At 38.2% G+C, this 17,884-nt stretch carries 15 protein-coding genes; 11 read left to right on the plus strand and 4 right to left on the minus strand.

The features are described from left to right. Position 1: 1 nt before the first annotated feature. Positions 2–1,222 (minus strand): ROK family transcriptional regulator, encoded by a 1,221-nt coding sequence (locus GM418_RS09185; RefSeq protein WP_158865338.1) that lies wholly within the window; start codon positions 1,220–1,222, stop codon positions 2–4. Positions 1,223–1,419: 197 nt separating this feature from the next. Between GM418_RS09185 and GM418_RS09190 the strand changes: the two genes are divergently transcribed. The 3 genes from GM418_RS09190 (at position 1,420) to GM418_RS09200 (ending at position 4,022) form a co-directional block, all read left to right on the plus strand. Further along, positions 1,420–2,535: an Sb-PDE family phosphodiesterase gene (locus GM418_RS09190; protein WP_158865340.1), complete on the plus strand. Its 1,116-nt coding sequence runs from the start codon at positions 1,420–1,422 to the stop codon at positions 2,533–2,535. Positions 2,536–2,550: 15 nt separating this feature from the next. Next, positions 2,551–3,222, plus strand: coding sequence for a ferredoxin--NADP reductase (locus GM418_RS09195; protein WP_158865342.1), 672 nt, complete (start codon positions 2,551–2,553; stop codon positions 3,220–3,222). 83 nt (positions 3,223–3,305) lie between these two features. Then, the gene (locus GM418_RS09200) at positions 3,306–4,022 is read left to right on the plus strand and encodes a LolA family protein (RefSeq protein WP_158865344.1); all 717 of its coding nucleotides are present in this window, start codon (positions 3,306–3,308) and stop codon (positions 4,020–4,022) included. Positions 4,023–4,084: 62 nt separating this feature from the next. Here GM418_RS09200 and der read toward each other — a convergent pair whose 3' ends face one another. Together der and era are read right to left on the minus strand one after the other, a co-directional pair. Continuing rightward, positions 4,085–5,395: a ribosome biogenesis GTPase Der gene (gene der, locus GM418_RS09205; protein WP_158865346.1), complete on the minus strand. Its 1,311-nt coding sequence runs from the start codon at positions 5,393–5,395 to the stop codon at positions 4,085–4,087. A gap of 129 nt (positions 5,396–5,524) precedes the next feature. Then, positions 5,525–6,409 carry a GTPase Era gene (gene era / locus GM418_RS09210; RefSeq protein ID WP_158865348.1) on the minus strand — a complete coding sequence of 295 codons (885 nt, stop codon included), beginning with the start codon at positions 6,407–6,409 and terminating at the stop codon, positions 5,525–5,527. Between the two features lie 253 nt (positions 6,410–6,662). Between era and GM418_RS09215 the strand changes: the two genes are divergently transcribed. Then, positions 6,663–8,846 (plus strand): KamA family radical SAM protein, encoded by a 2,184-nt coding sequence (locus GM418_RS09215; RefSeq protein WP_158865350.1) that lies wholly within the window; start codon positions 6,663–6,665, stop codon positions 8,844–8,846. Positions 8,847–8,852: 6 nt separating this feature from the next. On the opposite strand, the gene GM418_RS09220 is transcribed toward GM418_RS09215, so the two are convergent. Next, positions 8,853–9,635: a polysaccharide deacetylase family protein gene (locus GM418_RS09220; RefSeq protein ID WP_158865352.1), complete on the minus strand. Its 783-nt coding sequence runs from the start codon at positions 9,633–9,635 to the stop codon at positions 8,853–8,855. Positions 9,636–9,910: 275 nt separating this feature from the next. Between GM418_RS09220 and GM418_RS09225 the strand changes: the two genes are divergently transcribed. The 7 genes from GM418_RS09225 to GM418_RS09255 all read left to right on the plus strand — a co-directional run bounded on the left by GM418_RS09225 (position 9,911) and on the right by GM418_RS09255 (position 17,791). Continuing rightward, on the plus strand, positions 9,911–10,636 hold the full coding sequence (locus GM418_RS09225) for an ABC transporter ATP-binding protein (protein WP_158865354.1): 726 nt from the start codon (positions 9,911–9,913) through the stop codon (positions 10,634–10,636). Between the two features lie 131 nt (positions 10,637–10,767). Further along, a complete protein-coding gene (locus GM418_RS09230; RefSeq protein ID WP_217447745.1) occupies positions 10,768–11,976 on the plus strand; it encodes an ABC transporter permease in 1,209 nt (402 codons plus the stop codon). A 137-nt stretch (positions 11,977–12,113) separates the two neighbouring features. Beyond that, positions 12,114–13,382, plus strand: a complete 1,269-nt coding sequence (locus GM418_RS09235; RefSeq protein WP_158865358.1) for an ABC transporter permease — start codon at positions 12,114–12,116, stop codon at positions 13,380–13,382. Positions 13,383–13,446: 64 nt separating this feature from the next. Then, on the plus strand, positions 13,447–14,571 hold the full coding sequence (locus GM418_RS09240; RefSeq protein ID WP_158865360.1) for an efflux RND transporter periplasmic adaptor subunit: 1,125 nt from the start codon (positions 13,447–13,449) through the stop codon (positions 14,569–14,571). A 57-nt stretch (positions 14,572–14,628) separates the two neighbouring features. After that, complete coding sequence (locus GM418_RS09245; RefSeq protein ID WP_158865362.1) at positions 14,629–15,960, plus strand: TolC family protein; 1,332 nt, start codon at positions 14,629–14,631, stop codon at positions 15,958–15,960. A gap of 129 nt (positions 15,961–16,089) precedes the next feature. After that, the gene (locus tag GM418_RS09250) at positions 16,090–16,677 is read left to right on the plus strand and encodes an RNA polymerase sigma-70 factor (protein ID WP_158865364.1); all 588 of its coding nucleotides are present in this window, start codon (positions 16,090–16,092) and stop codon (positions 16,675–16,677) included. Between the two features lie 82 nt (positions 16,678–16,759). After that, the gene (locus GM418_RS09255; protein ID WP_158865366.1) at positions 16,760–17,791 is read left to right on the plus strand and encodes a FecR family protein; all 1,032 of its coding nucleotides are present in this window, start codon (positions 16,760–16,762) and stop codon (positions 17,789–17,791) included. The last annotated feature ends 93 nt before the right edge of the window (positions 17,792–17,884 follow it).

A 17,884-nucleotide genomic window follows, 5' to 3' on the forward strand; every position in this document is an offset into this window, starting at 1 on the left:
ATTATTTTGAAAAAGATATTTTCTCCAATGCATAAGCAGCAGCTCCCATTGTTCCTGCTTTTGCGCCTAATTCTGAAAATTTTATCTCGGTATCATTGCTTATATCGCGATTGCTAAACGTTTGAATTGCCTGTTGGATGGGAGCCAGAATAAACTGACTGGCTTCTGCAACCTTGCCGCTAACAATAATGAGTTCGGGATTAAATATTTGAATCAGGTATACCATTCCTCTTCCAAGCCAGTAACCCACATCAGTAAAAAGCGAAATAGCAAACTGATCGCCTGAATTAGCCGCCTGAATTACATTTGAAATTTCTATTTTGTCAGTTTCTCCATCTACCAGCTCCAATATTAAAGATGAGTTTCCGTCTTTAATTCCTTGTTTAGCCATCCGCGCAATTGCAGTTGCCGAGGCTATGGTTTCCAAACACCCTTTTTTCCCGCAGCTACAGAGTTCTCCGTTATCTACAATCGGAAGGTGTCCAAATTCTCCGGAGAAACCCGATTTGCCGTTGTATAATTTACCACTTACAATTATTCCCAAACCCAGTCCCCAGTCAGCCTGAAGCATCAAAACATTCTTTTTATTTTTTGCCAGGCCAAAATGTTGTTCAGCAAAAGTCCTTAATTTTGAATCGTGATTAAAATATACCGGGATACCAAAAATTTTGTGCAATTCTTCGTACAAATCCGGAATATGGGGGAAATAAGTCTTGTTCACTCCTTTTTTCTCATTTATCAGCCCCGGTAATTCAATACCCGCCACCAGTATCTTCTCCCTCAAAATATTACTTTCATTTACAACTTTTTCCAGCGCCTTATTTACTTCATTAAAAATACCAATGTCGGAATGAACTTTAATCGGGAAATAATGCGGACCACTTACTTCCTCGTTGCTGGCATTAAAAATGGAAATTATGGTTCGTTTAATATTTATTGTAATTCCAACTACATAAAAACCATCTTCAACAAGACCATAAATATTGGGCCGCCGGCCACCACTCGAATCTCCGCGACCAAGATCTTTTACCAATCCGTCGTCGATTAACTCAATGAGCAAACTGTTAATCTTTGGAGTACTCAGTTTCACAATTTTAGAGAGTTCTGAGTTGGATAAAGAGCCGTCGAAATAAATAGCTCTTAAGATTTGTTTCTTGTGGCTGATCTTTTTCAATTCAACCGCCTGACTTTGTCCTCCGGTATTTTTAAATAGGTGTTCCATATAATTTCGCTTGCGAAGATCGGAATAAAATTTTTATTACAAAAGAATCTTTTTAAAAAAATTAAAAAGATTGTGGCCTTTTTGTTAAATTTAGCGATTCGTTTACAATTCATAAATTTTTAATACTGGATATATTTCAAACTTGAACAAAATAGCAGATATTTACTCATTCATTCAACCACTTAAGAATTGAAATTATGTGCACTAAAAAACAAATTATACTATGGTTTTTTATATTCTTTACGGGAATTGTTTCCGGGCAATCAAGAAAAATAATAAACATTCCTGATATCCCTGGCTATCAGACTTTAAAATGTGATTTTCATATACACACCGTTTTTTCTGACGGAACAGTTTGGCCAACAGTAAGAGTAGAGGAAGCGTGGGAAGAAGGTCTTGATGCAATTGCTATCTCCGATCACATTGAATACAGGCCCCATTCCAAAGATGTGGTTGCAGATCACAATCGTTCGTTTGAAATTGCAGAACCGCTGGCTCAACAAAAAAATGTTGTTTTAATACGCGCAGCAGAGATAACACGCAGTATGCCGCCGGGACATTTAAATGCATTATTTATCCGAAACGCCAATTTACTTGAACGGGACGATGTTATGGATGCAATAAAAGAAGCACGCGAACAAGGCGCATTTATTTTCTGGAATCATCCCGGCTGGAAGGCGCAGCAACCAGACTCAACCCTTTGGTGGGAAGAACATACCGAATTACTCGACAATGGCTTACTACATGGCATCGAAGTTTATAACAGCAGTGAATATTACCCCGAAGCTTTAGAGTGGGCAAATGAAAAAAACCTTACCATGCTCTGCAACTCTGATGTTCATGACCCTATCAGAATGTCGTATGATTTGTCCACCGGGCACAGACCCATGACACTTGTATTTGCAAAGAGCAAAACCACCGGAGGTATTAAGGAAGCATTATTTAGCCAAAGAACTGCAGTGTATTATGACAAGACTTTGATAGGGAAATCTGAAATTCTGGAGCCATTATTTTTTGCTTCACTTGCATTTAAAGACAACCCGCTAAAAATACAGAATGGCGCAAGCAGGCGAATTGAAATAACAAATAAATCAGAGGTTGATTATGAACTGGAGCTGGTACAACCCGGAGTTGGTTTTGATGCACCTGAACATGTCATCTTAAAAGCAGGTCAAATCACTCCTTTAACAATCAGTGGAAATTCTGACGAAATTTCACAGGCTAAAACGTTGAATATATATTACGGGGTTAAAAATATGCTGCTTAATCCGGAAGAAAATCTGATTGTTACTTTTTCGTTTCGGAATTTATAAACGAAAAACTAAAAAATGCAGGCCAGACAACAAAAAGCTCCCGATAAACTAAAAGAATATACCCTAAACGGGAATGAAGAAATCTCGCCAGGCGTTCATTTGATTTCTTTTGATCGTGATGTTGATTTTATCCCGGGGCAAGTAGTAAAAATTGGAATCGACACAAAAACACCACCGCGTATTTACAGCATTTGCAGCGGAAATCATGAAAACGAGATAAAGATTCTTTTTAATATTAAAGACGATGGTTTTCTGACACCAAAACTTGCTGCTTACATTCCCGGTGATAAGATTCTGGTTTCAAAACCTTACGGAAGTTTTCTGGGATCAAAAGCCCCTGCCTGGTGTATTGCTACCGGCACAGGAATCGCACCGTTTTACAGTATGTTTCAATCGGGTTTGTTTGAAAATAAAAGGCTCATTCACGGGGTAAGTTACCTGAATCAATTTTATTTTGAAGATGAGTTGGACTGGGCACTTGGTGAGAATTATGTCCGCTGTTGTTCACGCGAATCCTCTTGTGATGTTTACCCTGGAAGAGTCACCCGCTATCTGGCTGAACAAAGTCATTTTCCAAAACAAAAATACTACATCTGCGGGAAAGCAATTATGGTTGTCGAAATTCGCGATTTATTGATTGAAAAGGGAGTTTCTTTTGAAAATATAGTTGCCGAAATATATTTTTGAGCCAATTAATAATCCCATATTTGTAACTAATATTTCGTTAGCTTTACTAATTCATAAAATCAAACTATATTAATAACATTAAAATGAAAAAATCAATTTTTACACTCATTGTTTTCTTTTTGGCTTCTTCGGTGAGTGTTATCCAGGCACAAAACTTAAAAGAAATTCTAGACAAACACTTTAAAGCCATAGGTCAGGATAAGCTTACCAAAGTGGAAACATATGCAGTAAAAGCGAAAGTCAACCAGATGGGGATGGAAATCCCCATGGAAATGAAAATGAAAAGACCCGATAAATTCAGAATGGAAATGGATATGGCGGGGCAAAAAATGATTCAGGCTTTTAACGGAGAAAAAGGCTGGGTTGTCGCCCCATGGGTTAGCAACGAGCCACAGGAATTAAGCGGAGCAGAGCTCGAACAGGCAATGGCACAAGCTGATATTGACGGAGAACTATATAACTATGAGAAAAAAGGCCACAAAGTTGAGTTGGTAGGTAAAGAAAATATTGATGGCACAGAGGTGTATAACCTGAAACTGACCGATAAAAACGGGAATATAAAAAACTATTATATTGATGCTGATAAATATTTGCTCAGCCAGGTAAAAGCAAGAGCCATTTCAATGGGACAAGAAGTGAATGTAACCCAGAAAATGGTGGAATATAAAGATTTTGACGGAATAAAAATGGCTACCAGGATCATCTCAACAACTCCAATGGGTGACGCAGAAATTATAATGGAAGATATTAAATTTAATCCTGATATTGCTGACAGCGTTTTTGAAAAACCAGCCAACTAATCCAGGAATAAACAAGATAAAAAATGCGGTTTAATATGCATTATATTAAACCGCATTTTTATTTATTTCTGTCTGAAGAAAACCTGAATCGGTACTCCGGTAAAATCAAAATGATCGCGAATCTGGTTCTCAATATATCTTCGGTAAGGATCTTTAATGTATTGCGGCAAATTTGCAAAAAGAGCAAAAGCCGGAGTTGGCGAAGGCAATTGAGTTACATATTTAATCTTTATAAACTTACCTTTTACTGAAGGCGGTGGATAAGCTTCTACTGCTTCCAAAAGTATTTCGTTCAATTCTGAAGTTTTAATTCTCTTTTTGCGATTTTCAAAAACTTCAATTGCAGTTTCCAACGCTCTGTGAACCCGTTGTTTTGTCTTCGCTGAAATAAAAATAATTGGCACATCGTTAAACGGAGCCAGTCGTTCCTTAATTTCGGCGGCTAATTTTTTAGTTGAGTTGGTATTTTTATCTATCAAATCCCATTTATTCACCAGAACGACTACACCTTTTTTGTTTTTTACGATCAGGTTAAAAATATTCATATCCTGCGCTTCCACGCCACGGGTGGCATCGATCATCAGCAAACAAACATCCGAATTTTCGATGGTTCGCACCGAACGCAAAACCGAATAAAACTCCAAATCTTCATGCACTTTTCCTTTCTTTCGCAACCCTGCAGTATCCACGATCATAAAATCGTGGCCAAATTTGTTGTAATGCGTATGAATTGAGTCGCGCGTTGTACCAGCTACATCGGTAACAATATTTCGCTCAATGCCAATCAGTGCATTAATAAATGAAGATTTTCCGACATTTGGCCGGCCAACAACCGAAAGATGAGGCAATTCTGTTTCTTCTTCTGTCTCTTCTTTCACAGGAAAACTTGCAACCAGGTGGTCAAGTAAATCACCGGTTCCACTTCCGGTCATCGAAGAAATACAATACAGTTCTCCTAAGCCAAGCGAATAAAATTCCTGAGCATCTATAATTCGCTGGTTATTATCTACTTTGTTTACAGCGAGTATTACTTCCTTTTTGGTTCTTCTCAGAATAGCAGCAACAGCGTCATCCAAATCCGTTATCCCGGCCTCCACATCAACCAAAAACAAAATAACATCGGCCTCATCAATCGCCAAGTGAACCTGTTTATTGATTTCTGCTTCAAAAACGTCATCGGAATTTACCACATAACCACCTGTGTCGATTATGGAAAAATCAACACCGTTCCACTGGCCTTTGCCGTAATTCCGGTCGCGGGTAACTCCCGACACCTCATCAACAATGGCCTTTCTCGACTCTGTAATCCGATTAAACAAGGTTGATTTACCTACATTTGGCCTTCCTACTATAGCTACTATTTTGCTGCTCATTTTTTGTTTAATTTTAAGGGTCTGTGCCCGTTTTTTGACTGGTGTATTTGCTCCCCTAAAAAGCCGGAGCCAAAAAAAACAATAATTTCTGAAATCTCGTTACGAAACAATTTTGTGCTTTATTCACAATTAGAATGCATCGTATCCGAACTTCTTTAATTGTCCGTCTTTTTCACGCCAGTCTTTTGCAACTTTCACATAAAGTTCCAAAAATATCTTCTTGTTAAAAAATTCCTCGGCATCTTGCCTTGCTTCCGAACCCACTTTCTTTATCATCTTTCCCTGGTGCCCGATAACAATTCCTTTTTGACTTTCGCGCGAGACATAAATTACCGCCCTCACATTAATAATTTTATCCGTTTCCTTAAACTCTTCCACCTCAATCTCCACCGAATAAGGAATCTCTTTCTGGTAATTCAGCAATATTTTTTCACGGATAATTTCCTGTAAGAAAAACCGCTCATTTCTATCGGTTAATTCATCTTTCGGAAAAAAAGGAGGACTTTCAGGAAGTAATTCCAGAATCCGGTCGAAAATAGGCTTAATATTAAACTTCTCTTTTGCTGAAATTGGGAAAACATCAGCCCCCGGGAAAGTTTCAGCCCAATAATCATAAAGTTTTACCACTTCGTCCTGATTTGACAAGTCAATTTTATTAATCAGGACAATTACCGGCATATTTGATTTTCGAACCTTTTCGATGTACTCAGGGTTTTTTCCCATTTTCTCCTGAACATCAGTTACAAATAAAATCACGTCGGCATCAATCAGCGCAGTATCCACAAATTTCATCATGGTTTCCTGCAATTTGTAATTGGGTTTCAGTATTCCGGGAGTATCGGAATATACAATCTGAAAGTCCTCTCCACTTACTATTCCTTTGATCCGGTGCCGGGTAGTCTGCATCTTTTGTGTAATAATCGACAACTTTTCTCCCACCAACGCATTCATTATGGTTGACTTACCAACATTCGGATTTCCAACAATATTTACAAAACCTGATTTATGTACCATTTTTTACCTTTTCACAATGTTGTCTGTTTCCCCTTTAACAGATTCTAATTCAAAACTCAATGTATTAAAAATCAGCGCAAAGATAATCTATTTGAATTAGCTACAATAAACACCTCGAAATTGTTTCAATTCTATAAAAGAAATGTTATTCTATTTGCCACCACAAGTGTCATTTGGCAAGATTTATCTTTGAAATCTGCATCATTTTTTGTATATTAAAACATAACCGTCTCTCTCTCAAAAAACTTTAGTCATGGAATCGATCAACAAGTTGGACAAAATCGCTATCTCCGTCCATGCACATAAAATTCTTCGAAAACTTTTGGATGAAAATCCGGTACTGGAAAAAATATTACTAAATGCAAACACGGAAGAAGATGCACTTGGGGCAATAAAAAACTGGATTTTCCCCAAACTAAAAAGAAACCCCGCTGCTGAAGATTTTTATCATAGCCAAAAAAATAATCCGGAACTGTTTGAACAACTATTCTGGGAAGATTACGCTGCCATCAGGATTTTGGATTACATTGACCATGCCGGCGAAGAATATCCCGACCAAAATATACACGGTGAAGTTGCCATTACCAATCCTATAAAAATGCTTTGGCTGGCAACAAATTTTGGTGTTGGTGGTGCCAAACCCGGCTTTTTTAAAGACATGCTTCAATTGTTCAGGCAGCTAAACAGTTCTCTCCCGTGGATACCGCCACAAAATCATCAGATAATAGAATGGATGGAGAGATATCCCTCGGGTATAGACAAAAAGATTATTGATCTTCGAATTCAGAATAAAAAAAGAATCTTACAAATTTTACTCAAAAAAATTGAGAATAAAGAAATTAGAAGCAAACAATATTTTTTTGAAACCGGAATTTCTCAACAAGAAAAGGAAGAAAAAATGGAGGAATGGTGGAACGAAAGCAGATTTCATTTAAAATTTGCTGTGCGCTCACCTGAGCTACTAAATGAGATGCTTGATTATTCGCTTGACCCGGATACCATGCAAATCCTGTATAATGCAAAAGAAAAGGGAATCCCTTTTTTTGTAAATCCTTATTACTTATCGTTGCTAAATGTACAAACACCTGAGTTTGCTGTTGGCGCCGATTTAGCGATCCGTTGTTATGTAGTTTACAGTCAGCAATTGGTTGAGGAGTTTGGTGAAATTGTCGCCTGGGAAAAAGAGGATAAAACCGAACCCGGCAAACCGAATGCAGCGGGCTGGATCCTTCCTTCACATAATATACACCGCCGCTACCCGGAGGTAGCCATTTTTATTCCCGATACGGTGGGGCGCGCCTGCGGCGGACTTTGTGCAAGTTGCCAGCGGATGTACGATTTTCAGCGCGGGAGGTTTAACTTCGATTTGGAAAAACTCAAACCCAACGAAAGCTGGAAAGAAAGACTTCCGAAACTGCTCGACTATTTTAAAGACGATGCCCAACTACGCGATATTTTGCTTACCGGAGGTGATGCACTAATGAGCAACGACAAAAGTTTGAAGCATATTCTGAATGAAATTTACAAAATGGCCCTCCGAAAAAAGAATAAGAATATTTTACGTGCTCAGAATAAAAAATATGCAGAAATTGTAAGAGTAAGAATTGGCACCCGCCTGCCGGTTTATTTGCCTCAACGAATAACTCCTGAACTTGGTAATATTCTTTCAGATTTTAAAACCAAAGCTTCAAAAATAGGCATTAAACAATTTGTCATTCAAACTCACTTTGAGTCACCCATGGAGGTTACGCCCGAAGCCAGAAGAGCAATTCAGATTCTGCTTAATTCAGGGTGGGCAGTTACCAATCAGCTTGTTTTTACTGCAGCGGCTTCCAGAAGAGGGCATTCTGCTAAACTCCGAAAAGTACTAAACGATGTAGGCGTACTTGCTTATTATACTTTTACAGTGAAAGGCTTTAAAGAAAACAGTTCCAATTTTGCACCCAATGCCAGGGCAGTACAGGAAGAAATGGAAGAAAAAGTTATTGGAAGGATTCCTGAAGACGAAATGGAATTCGCTCAAAAACTCATGGCCGCTCCAAAAAACATCCGAAATAATATTGAAAAAATACGGACCGTTAACGATCTTCCTTTTTTAGCAACCGACAGAAATATTTTAAACCTGCCGGGGGTAGGGAAAAGTCTTACTTTCAGAACCATTGGAATTACCCGTTACGGAAGACGCATTTTGGAGTTTGACCATGACAGGACACGAAACCACAGCCCGATTATCGACAAAATAGGAAAGGTTATTGTAATTGAATCAAAATCGATTGAAGAATATCTTGACCAGTTGGAAGCAATGGGCGAAAAACGAAAAGACTATGAACGCATTTATGGTTACTCCATCGGTCAGACCGAACCGCGGATGCCAATGTACGAATATCCGGAATACTCATACAAAGTCACAAAAGAGTTTTCAAACTTGGAGGTATAAAAACCGCTAAGGTCGGCTTTTTATATATTCCATCACTTCTCCAAAAGTAGCATTATAATAATCATCTTTATTTTCTGCGATATACTCCAGCAATTTACGATGTTCGCCGGCATCTACATTTAGATAACCGCCACCAACACTGTGAAACATAAAAACGACAATGGTTCCTTTTTTACGGGCACTTTCAACTGCCTCAATCATTTCGTCAGCTGATAAATCTACTACAGCAAAACTTGGTGTTTTATAAACATCATAACCTTTCATTGTTTCGGGAATGGGACCATCGCAACGGGCCCCGATAAATAAACTTTGAATGTCATCTGTAAAATCTTCTCCTCCGGCTACCGTATTGCTGCAAGTGTATCCATAGGTTCTCTTCTCCTTTCCATCGATGGCTTTAAGTAAAGTATTTGCCGTTTTTAACTCTGCGATAATTTGGTCGGGCGTATAATTATTCAAATCGTATTCGGGTTTTACCCAATCACCTTTATTCCCGTCGCAGGGGTGAAAAAGCGTGTGATTACCCAATTCATGCCCCTTACGAACAATTTCACGCCACTCTTCCATTCGATTAAACAGCGAGGTTGAATTTCCGGTACAGTAAAAAGTTCCTTTTAATTCAAATTCATCCAGTTGGGGAACAGCTACATCCAAATGGCAGTCCAAACCATCGTCGTAAGTAAAACAAACGGCAGCTTTTGCACCATCAGGCCACTGGAATTGAGCATCAGTTTTCAAAACAGGAAATAAAAACAAAAATGCCCAGAAAAAAACAAACAGTAATTTCATCTTTTTTTTAGCGTGAAGTTAAGGCTTTTAAAAATACAATTCCCTAAGCAAAACCTGATTTGAAAATTTGCGGCACATGTAACTTATTTCCAAATCAGGCGTCATACTGACGTTAAACGAGTTATTCACACAAAAAACATTTTCAGCTAAAAATTGACGGTGTTTATCGAAAAAATGAAGTCGTTTCTCTGCAATTTCATCAAATTTAGACCGAAAATCAAAGTCATATTTTGGTTTTCGAAAACAGAAAACAAAAAGAAAACAATTTAAAAGCCATGATTAGTCTTAACAACGTTCACAAATCGTACGCCACCGGTAGCAATTCACTGCATGTTTTAAAAGGCATTGATTTGGAAATCAAACAGGGAGAGTTTGTTTCCATTATGGGTTCTTCAGGTTCAGGAAAATCAACCCTACTGAACATCCTTGGTATTTTAGACAACTATGATGACGGTTCGTATTATTTAAACGGTAACCTGGTTAAAAACATGTCGGAAAAACATGCGGCCAAATTAAGAAATGAACTGGTTGGTTTTGTTTTTCAGTCGTTTAACCTGATTTCGTTTAAGAATGCAATGGAAAACGTTGCACTTCCTTTATATTACCAGGGAGTAAACCGAAAAAAAAGAAACAAGATCGCCTTGGAATATCTTGATAAACTGGGGCTTCTTCCCTGGGCGGAACACATGCCAAATGAACTTTCAGGAGGCCAAAAACAGAGAGTGGCCATTGCCCGGTCGTTGATCTCGCAGCCTAAAATTATTTTCGCGGATGAACCAACAGGAGCGCTCGACACAAGTACTTCCTATGAAGTAATGGAAATTCTGAAAGATATAAACAATGAAGGAATTACTGTAATTTTGGTTACACACGAGCACGATATCGCTGCAATGACTCAAAAAATTATTCGCTTAAAAGACGGTAAAATTGCTGAAATTATTAAAAACGGCGATTTAAAACACTTCCAGGAGCAGTACACAAAGGCACTTGAAACAGCCTGAAAATAGCGAACAATTGCAACTTTTATGTGCAATTAACAGAAAAACCTTTCAACATTAAACTTTTAAGTTAAACCAAAATGTTTGATATCGACAAATGGCAAGAGATACTTGCTACCATCAAAAAAAATAAAATGAGGACTTTCCTCACCGGTTTTAGTGTTGCCTGGGGAATTTTTATGCTCATGATTTTGCTGGGCTCCGGGAACGGGCTGAGCAACGGGGTTTCCGAGAATTTCAAACGCGACGCGATCAATGCCATGTGGTTATGGAGCGGAAAAACCAGTATCCCTTATCAGGGAATGAAAGAGGGAAGACAAATCAGGCTTACCAACAACGACTACGATATAATAAAAGATTTGCCCGGAATTGAATACACCTCAGGCCGATATTATATCGGAGGGAATACATTTTCGTATGGAAACGAATATGGCGAATACACTGCCATCACTTGTCATCCGGATCTAAAAGAAGTTGAATCAATTGAAATTATAAAAGGTCGGTTTGTCAATGAAGTAGATTTAAAACAAGCCCGTAAATCAGTCGTTCTGGGAAAAGATATCTACGATGCGCTTTTTAAAGACAAAGACGCTATAGGAGAATATGTTCGTATTAACAATATTCCGTTTAAAGTTGTTGGAATTTGCATGGAAGGTGGAGGTACCCGTCACCGGAATGCATACATTCCGGTATCAACGGGGCAAAAGGTTTTTAATGGGTCCAACCGTCTACACAATTTTGCTTTAACCGTCGACGCAAAAACCATTGAAGAAAGCCAGGCCATTGAAACCCGTGTGAGAGAGACACTGGCCCGCAAACATAAATTTGATTCCACCGACGAATCTGCATTAGGCTCCTACAATAAACTGGAAAATGTTATCGAAACCATGAAAATATTCCAGGCCATTAAAATATTTATCTGGATTATTGGAATCGGTACCCTGATAGCAGGAGTGGTTGGCGTAAGTAATATTATGCTGATAGTTGTAAAAGAGCGAACCAAAGAAATTGGAATTCGAAAAGCCATTGGCGCCAGCCCGGCTTCAGTTGTCGGACTTATTTTGCTGGAGTCAATTCTGATCACCACCATTGCCGGTTATATCGGGCTTGTTTTGGGAACCGGATTAATGGAGGGGGTAAACTTTTTTGTTGAACAGCAATATGCAGCCTCGGCTGCTACCAACGGAGGAAACGGAGACACCTTGTTCCGCAACCCGACTGTGAACCTGAATGTGGCCATGGCAGCAACGATGTTACTGGTTTTTGCCGGGACACTTGCTGGTTTTATACCTGCAAAACGTGCTTCCAGAATTAAACCGATTGAGGCTTTACGTGACGAATAGAAAAGAAGGCCCTTCCCAGACCCTCCCCAGAGGAGAGGGCTATGGGAAAGGCTAAAACTACAATAAAATGAAAACAACTATAATTATCGAATCAAATAATCACCCCTCCTTTGGAGGGGAAAGGGGGAGGCTTTACCATGTTTGATTTAGATCTTTGGAAGGAAATATTAAGCGCCCTGAAAAAAAACCGGATGCGAAGTTTTATGACAGCTTTTGGTGTATTCTGGGGAATCTTCATGCTGATTATCATGTCGGGTGCCGGAAAAGCATTGGAAAATGGTGTGATGGATGGAATAAAGGCATTTGCATCAAACTCTGCCTTTTTCTGGACAGAACCGACAAGCAAACCATACGAAGGATTTCAGCGTGGAAGAAGATGGAATTATAAAAATACAGATATTGAGTATATCAAAGCAAATGTTAACGACATTGAATACCTGGCTCCAAAACTCTTTGGCTCAAATTCAAATAGCGGCGATAATACCATTCGCGGGAAAAAAACCAGCGCTTTTAATATATCAGGTGATTACCCGGAATTTTTTGAAATCGACTCATGGACTGTTTTAAAAGGAAGAATGTTAAATCAAATTGACATCCTGCAAAAAAGAAAAGTCTGTATTATTGGAGAACGGGTTGTTGAAGTGATGTTCGACAAAAACGAAGATCCAATTGGAGAATACCTGAAAATTAATGGTGTATATTATCAGGTTGTCGGAGTCGTTCATCCCGAGACACGCGTCAATTTTAATGGAAACCGAAAAGAGGAAAATATTATGATTCCTTTTACCACGATGCAACAAACCTACAATTACGGCGATGTGGTTCACTTTTTCTCCATTACTTCTACTCCAGGAGTTCCGGTAAGCAAAGTTGAAATGCGGCTAAAAGAACTTCTAAAGGAAAGACACCATATTGCGCCCGACGACGTTCAGGCAATTGGCTCGTTCAATATCGAAGTGGAGTGGATTAAATACATGGGATTGTTTAACGGAATACAAATCCTAACCTGGATTGTCGGGACCGGAACTTTGTTCGCGGGAATTATAGGTGTTAGTAATATAATGCTGGTAATTATTAAAGAACGTACACAGGAAATCGGAATCCAACGGGCTATTGGTGCAACACCCGGTAAAGTGATTATGCACATTGTTGCCGAAAGTGTTTTTCTCACGGTAATTGCCGGTTATATCGGTCTTGCACTTGGTGTTGGAATTCTGGAACTCCTGAACATGGCACTTGATTCGGGGGGTGACGAACTTTTCTTCCGCCGTCCCGAGATTAGTTTCCACATGGCGGTGTCGGCGCTGACTGTTTTGGTCATTTCCGGAATTGGGGCCGGATTAATTCCGGCTCGCCGCGCAGTTAAAATTAAAACCATTGATGCGCTTCGCGACGAAGGAATTTAAAACAGACAAAAATTGAGGATTAAGGATAAAACAAAAAATAACAGAAAACAAAAAGCAAAAAGTCATGAAAAAGGTATTTAGAATTTTGGGAATAGTAATTTTGGTTGCTGCATTTGGCGGAACATTATTTTTTCTCTACAACAAATCAAAAAAGAAACCGGAAGTTTTTGAGACAAAAAATCCATTTATAAGCGACGTAATTATGAAAACCGTTGCAACAGGCTCTGTGGTGCCCAGGAAAGAAATTGAAATCAAACCACAGGTTTCAGGAATTATCGACGAACTTTTTGTGGAAGCGGGAGACCGTATTCAAAAAGGCCAAACCATTGCCCGGATTAAGATTATCCCTGACATGGTGACCTTAAACGCTGCCGAAACACGCTTAAACAGAGCAAAAATAAATTTTGAAGATGCTCAGGTTGATTACGAACGCCAGCAGAAACTTTTTGACAAGAATGTTATCTCTTACGAAGAATTCAAAAACTCAAAAGTAGGCTACGATTCGGCAAAAGAGGAAATGTCGGCTGCAGAAAATAACCTCGAATTAATTAAAAACGGTGTAACAAAAAAGGCACAAAGTGCTACTAATACCCTTGTGCGTTCAACTATTGATGGTATGGTGCTGGATGTTCCGGTTGAAGTGGGAAACTCTGTTATTCAGGCCAACACCTTTAACGACGGGACAACCATTGCATCAGTTGCCGACATGAGCGACATTATTTTTGAAGGAAAAGTTGACGAAACTGAAGTTGGTAAAATTAAAGAAGGAATGCCCATTGAGTTGGAAATAGGAGCGATTGACAAAGAAAAATTTGAGGCCGTTTTAGAATATATTTCACCCAAAGGAATAGAGGAAAATGGCGCCATCCAGTTTGAAATTAAAGCTGACGTTCACCTAAAAGAAGGACAGTTTATCAGGGCGGGATACAGTGCAAATGCCAACATTGTTCTCGACAGAAAAGACAATGTTTTGGTTATCCCTGAAGGAATGTTGATGTTCGAAGATGACTCGTCATATGTTGAAATTCAAACAGGAGAAGAACAGCATTTTGAAAAACGGTTCGTACAAACCGGATTATCTGATGGTATAAATATTGAAATTACAGAAGGTTTAAAACCTGAAGACAAAGTAAAAGGTGAAAAAATAGACCCTAAAAAGCTCAAAGAAAACGACTCCTCTCAAGGTTAATTTAGGGTTTTAATTTGGCTTTATGTAAATTCGCTTTTAAACAAAAAACAAAATAAAATGAAGAATCTTTTTGCCTTATTTTTAGGACTATTATTAAGTTTTTCGACAACAACTTTTGCACAAAGCTCATGGTCGTTGCAAAAATGTATCGACTATGCATTGGAAAACAACATCCAGATACAGCAACAAAAACTAAATAACCAGTATTACCAGAACCAGGTTAGTCAGGCAAAATCAGACCGTCTTCCCAACCTCAATGCAAATTTATCAAACAACTACAGCTTTGGGCGTTCACTAAATGCCGATAATGTTTATGAAAGTGTAAACTCAACTCAGTTAAGTGGATATTTATCATCAAACCTTACGCTGTTTAATGGACTAACGCTTCAAAATACCATCGACCAGTATGAACTGGATTTCCAGGCTACAATGCAGGACTTTGAAAAAGCAAAAGATGATTTAGTTCTGAATATTGCTGCCTCATATCTGGAGATTCTTTTTGCTGAAGAACTGGTCGAGGTTTCCAACGCCCAAATTGAAGTTACTCAGCAACAAATTAATCGCACACAACAATTGGTTAATGCAGGAAGTCTGGCCCGCGGAGCATTGCTCGAAATTGAAGCACAACTGGCACAGGAAGAATTGACTTTGGTAAACCGTGAGAACAGTGTCCAACTGGCCTACCTTACACTTTATCAGTTGCTGGAACTTCCCATATCGGAAAGTTTCAAGGTTGAAGTTCCCAAATTGCCTGAAATTAAAGCCAATGTTACCATGGCAAATTCCTACGATGTTTTTAAAAATGCCATTAATGTAAGGCCTGAAATTAAAGCATCACAACTGCGTGTGGAAAGTGCCCGCAAACAACTTGAGATTGCAAAAGGCAACCGTTATCCTTCTCTAAGCCTGGGGCTCAATTACAACAACCAGTATTATGAGATTATGAACTCGGATCTACCACAGAAATCCTTCAACGATCAGTTAAAATCAAACAGCAGGTATGGCATGGGATTAAATCTTAGCATCCCGATTTTTAATAAATTCCAGATAAAAAACGGTATCTCAAATGCCAAACTACAGGTTGCCGATTATGAATACCGTTTACAATCGGCCAGAAACGTATTAAGAAAAGATATTGAGCAGGCTTATACCAACGCGTTAGCAGCGCTAAACCGCTATGTTTCCAGTGAAAAAGCGGTGAAATCAACAGAAGAAGCTTTCAGGTATACCGAAGAAAAATTTAATGTCGGAATGGTAAACTCGGTTGAATATAATCAAAGCAAAAATAACCTGACAGTAGCCCAGTCGGAATTGCTGCAGGCCAGATATGAGTATATTTTCAGAACAAAAATACTTGACTTTTATAACGGAATTCCAATTGAATTGTAACCTTATTAGATGGCGGAGAAACACTTCTCCGGACTATCATGCTTGAACATTGTTTTTTGTGCCCTGGCGATAGACGTCAGGGCTTTTTAATTTATAACATGCTTTTTTTAAAAACATAAATCACTATTTTTGGCGGCTAAACCTAATGCTTTGGATGAATCTTTTCTCATAAATGGTATTAAATCTCAAAATAAAATTGTTTTCGATTTTATTTTTCACTATTACTATAGTGGTTTATGTGCTTTTTCTGAGAAAATAACAGGTAATGGGGAAGCTGCAGAAGACATTGTCCAGGATTTATTTGTAACGCTTTGGACAAAAAATGAACAATTTACAATTTCCTCTTCACTAAAAAATTATCTTTTTACCTCCGTTAAAAACCGTTCTTTAGATTTTATAAAACGCGAAAAAACGAAGGCAAAAAAAATAAATGTACTTGCAAACTCAACAGATCTTGCCGAAAATTTATCAACATATTGGTTTGCCGAATCGGAGTTAACCCGTGTTATCGAAGATTGTTTACAAAAGTTACCGCCCCGCTGCAGAGAAATTTTTGTGTTAAGTCGTTTTGAAGGGTTAAAAAACCAGGAAATCGCGGATAAACTTGAAATCTCGAAACGAACCGTTGAGCTTCAGATTAGTAATGCTCTGAAAAATTTACGCTGCAAACTAAAACCGTTCCTTCCTATTTTTCTGATATACTTTCTTTTAAAATAAATCTGAGAATTAGTATGTGTATCGTACTCCTGAAGCGTCTAATTTTCAAAACCGAGGGAATATCCCCTTTAATGTAAGCTGAATGAACAAGTCTGAAATAGAAGAAATACTGCCTTTATATTTCGACGGGAATCTATCTGAAGAAGACAAATTAAAGGTAGAAGTCTGGAAAGAATCTTCTGACAAGAATCAAAAAATATTTAAAGAATCGGAGAAAGCCTGGCAAGGAATTACACTTCTCCAAACCATGAAAAAATACGATTCTGAAAAGGCTTTGCAACAAGTAAATGCCAAAATAAAGCGACAAAACAAAAACATTCTCATAATCATTCAAAGAATAGCGGCAATTCTGATTCTTCCGTTAATAATCTCAACATTATATTTTGCCTTCAAAAAACAAGACACTTCAGCGGTAAAAGACGACCGGTTATTTACAGTAACCTCACCGGCAGGAATGCGTTCTGAATATATCCTTCCTGATGGTACAAAAGTTTATCTGAATTCAAAAACGAGCCTTAGTTTTCCGGCTACTTTTAGCGACAATTTGCGTAACGTAACGTTACAGGGAGAAGCGTATTTTGAGGTTGCTGAAAACAAAAAAAAGCCATTTATTGTCAAAACGGGAAAAATTAACATTGAGGTAACAGGAACTCAATTTAAAGCGTCCAACTATTCAAATGAAAATTTGACAGAAATTGTTCTGGTTTCAGGAAGTGTAAATTTATTTTCAGGAAAATACGATGAATCAAGGGAAAATATTATTTGTTTACAACCGGGAGAAAAAGCAAGTTATATAGTTAACCAGGATCGGATTTCCATCGAAAATGTGGATGTAGACAAATACATATCCTGGAAGGATGGTATTTTAATGTTCAGAAATGATCCGATGCCACAGGTTGTAAGAAGATTAAACCGTTGGTTTAACGTAGATATCAAACTGACTGGAAATGATTTAACAAACTATGTTTACACCGGAACATTTGAAGATGAATCGTTAAATCAAATTCTCGATTTATTAAAAATATCTGCCCCGATTGAATACAAAATCATAAAAAGACATAAGAAAAATGATCAAACCTTTAGCAAAATGGAAATTGAAATAATTCAAAAATAAAAGAACAAAGGGAAGCATTGGCCTGCCTCCCTTTACATTTTTGTCTTCTCTCTCTTGGCCGAAAGAAAAGGCAACATTTAAAATTATTAATTC

Origin of the sequence: Maribellus comscasis, from assembly GCF_009762775.1 — a bacterium.
GTDB lineage: Bacteria > Bacteroidota > Bacteroidia > Bacteroidales > Prolixibacteraceae > Draconibacterium > Draconibacterium comscasis.

What these genes read in the sequence shown, in the direction of transcription:
- GM418_RS09185 (WP_158865338.1), bottom strand. Translation starts at nt 1,222, where the DNA reads ATGGAACACCTATTTAAAAATACCGGAGGACAAAGTCAGGCGGTTGAA.
- GM418_RS09190 (WP_158865340.1), top strand. Translation starts at nt 1,420, where the DNA reads ATGTGCACTAAAAAACAAATTATACTATGGTTTTTTATATTCTTTACG.
- GM418_RS09195 (WP_158865342.1), top strand. Translation starts at nt 2,551, where the DNA reads ATGCAGGCCAGACAACAAAAAGCTCCCGATAAACTAAAAGAATATACC.
- GM418_RS09200 (WP_158865344.1), top strand. Translation starts at nt 3,306, where the DNA reads ATGAAAAAATCAATTTTTACACTCATTGTTTTCTTTTTGGCTTCTTCG.
- der (WP_158865346.1), bottom strand. Translation starts at nt 5,395, where the DNA reads ATGAGCAGCAAAATAGTAGCTATAGTAGGAAGGCCAAATGTAGGTAAA.
- era (WP_158865348.1), bottom strand. Translation starts at nt 6,409, where the DNA reads ATGGTACATAAATCAGGTTTTGTAAATATTGTTGGAAATCCGAATGTT.
- GM418_RS09215 (WP_158865350.1), top strand. Translation starts at nt 6,663, where the DNA reads ATGGAATCGATCAACAAGTTGGACAAAATCGCTATCTCCGTCCATGCA.
- GM418_RS09220 (WP_158865352.1), bottom strand. Translation starts at nt 9,635, where the DNA reads ATGAAATTACTGTTTGTTTTTTTCTGGGCATTTTTGTTTTTATTTCCT.
- GM418_RS09225 (WP_158865354.1), top strand. Translation starts at nt 9,911, where the DNA reads ATGATTAGTCTTAACAACGTTCACAAATCGTACGCCACCGGTAGCAAT.
- GM418_RS09230 (WP_217447745.1), top strand. Translation starts at nt 10,768, where the DNA reads ATGAGGACTTTCCTCACCGGTTTTAGTGTTGCCTGGGGAATTTTTATG.
- GM418_RS09235 (WP_158865358.1), top strand. Translation starts at nt 12,114, where the DNA reads ATGTTTGATTTAGATCTTTGGAAGGAAATATTAAGCGCCCTGAAAAAA.
- GM418_RS09240 (WP_158865360.1), top strand. Translation starts at nt 13,447, where the DNA reads ATGAAAAAGGTATTTAGAATTTTGGGAATAGTAATTTTGGTTGCTGCA.
- GM418_RS09245 (WP_158865362.1), top strand. Translation starts at nt 14,629, where the DNA reads ATGAAGAATCTTTTTGCCTTATTTTTAGGACTATTATTAAGTTTTTCG.
- GM418_RS09255 (WP_158865366.1), top strand. Translation starts at nt 16,760, where the DNA reads ATGAACAAGTCTGAAATAGAAGAAATACTGCCTTTATATTTCGACGGG.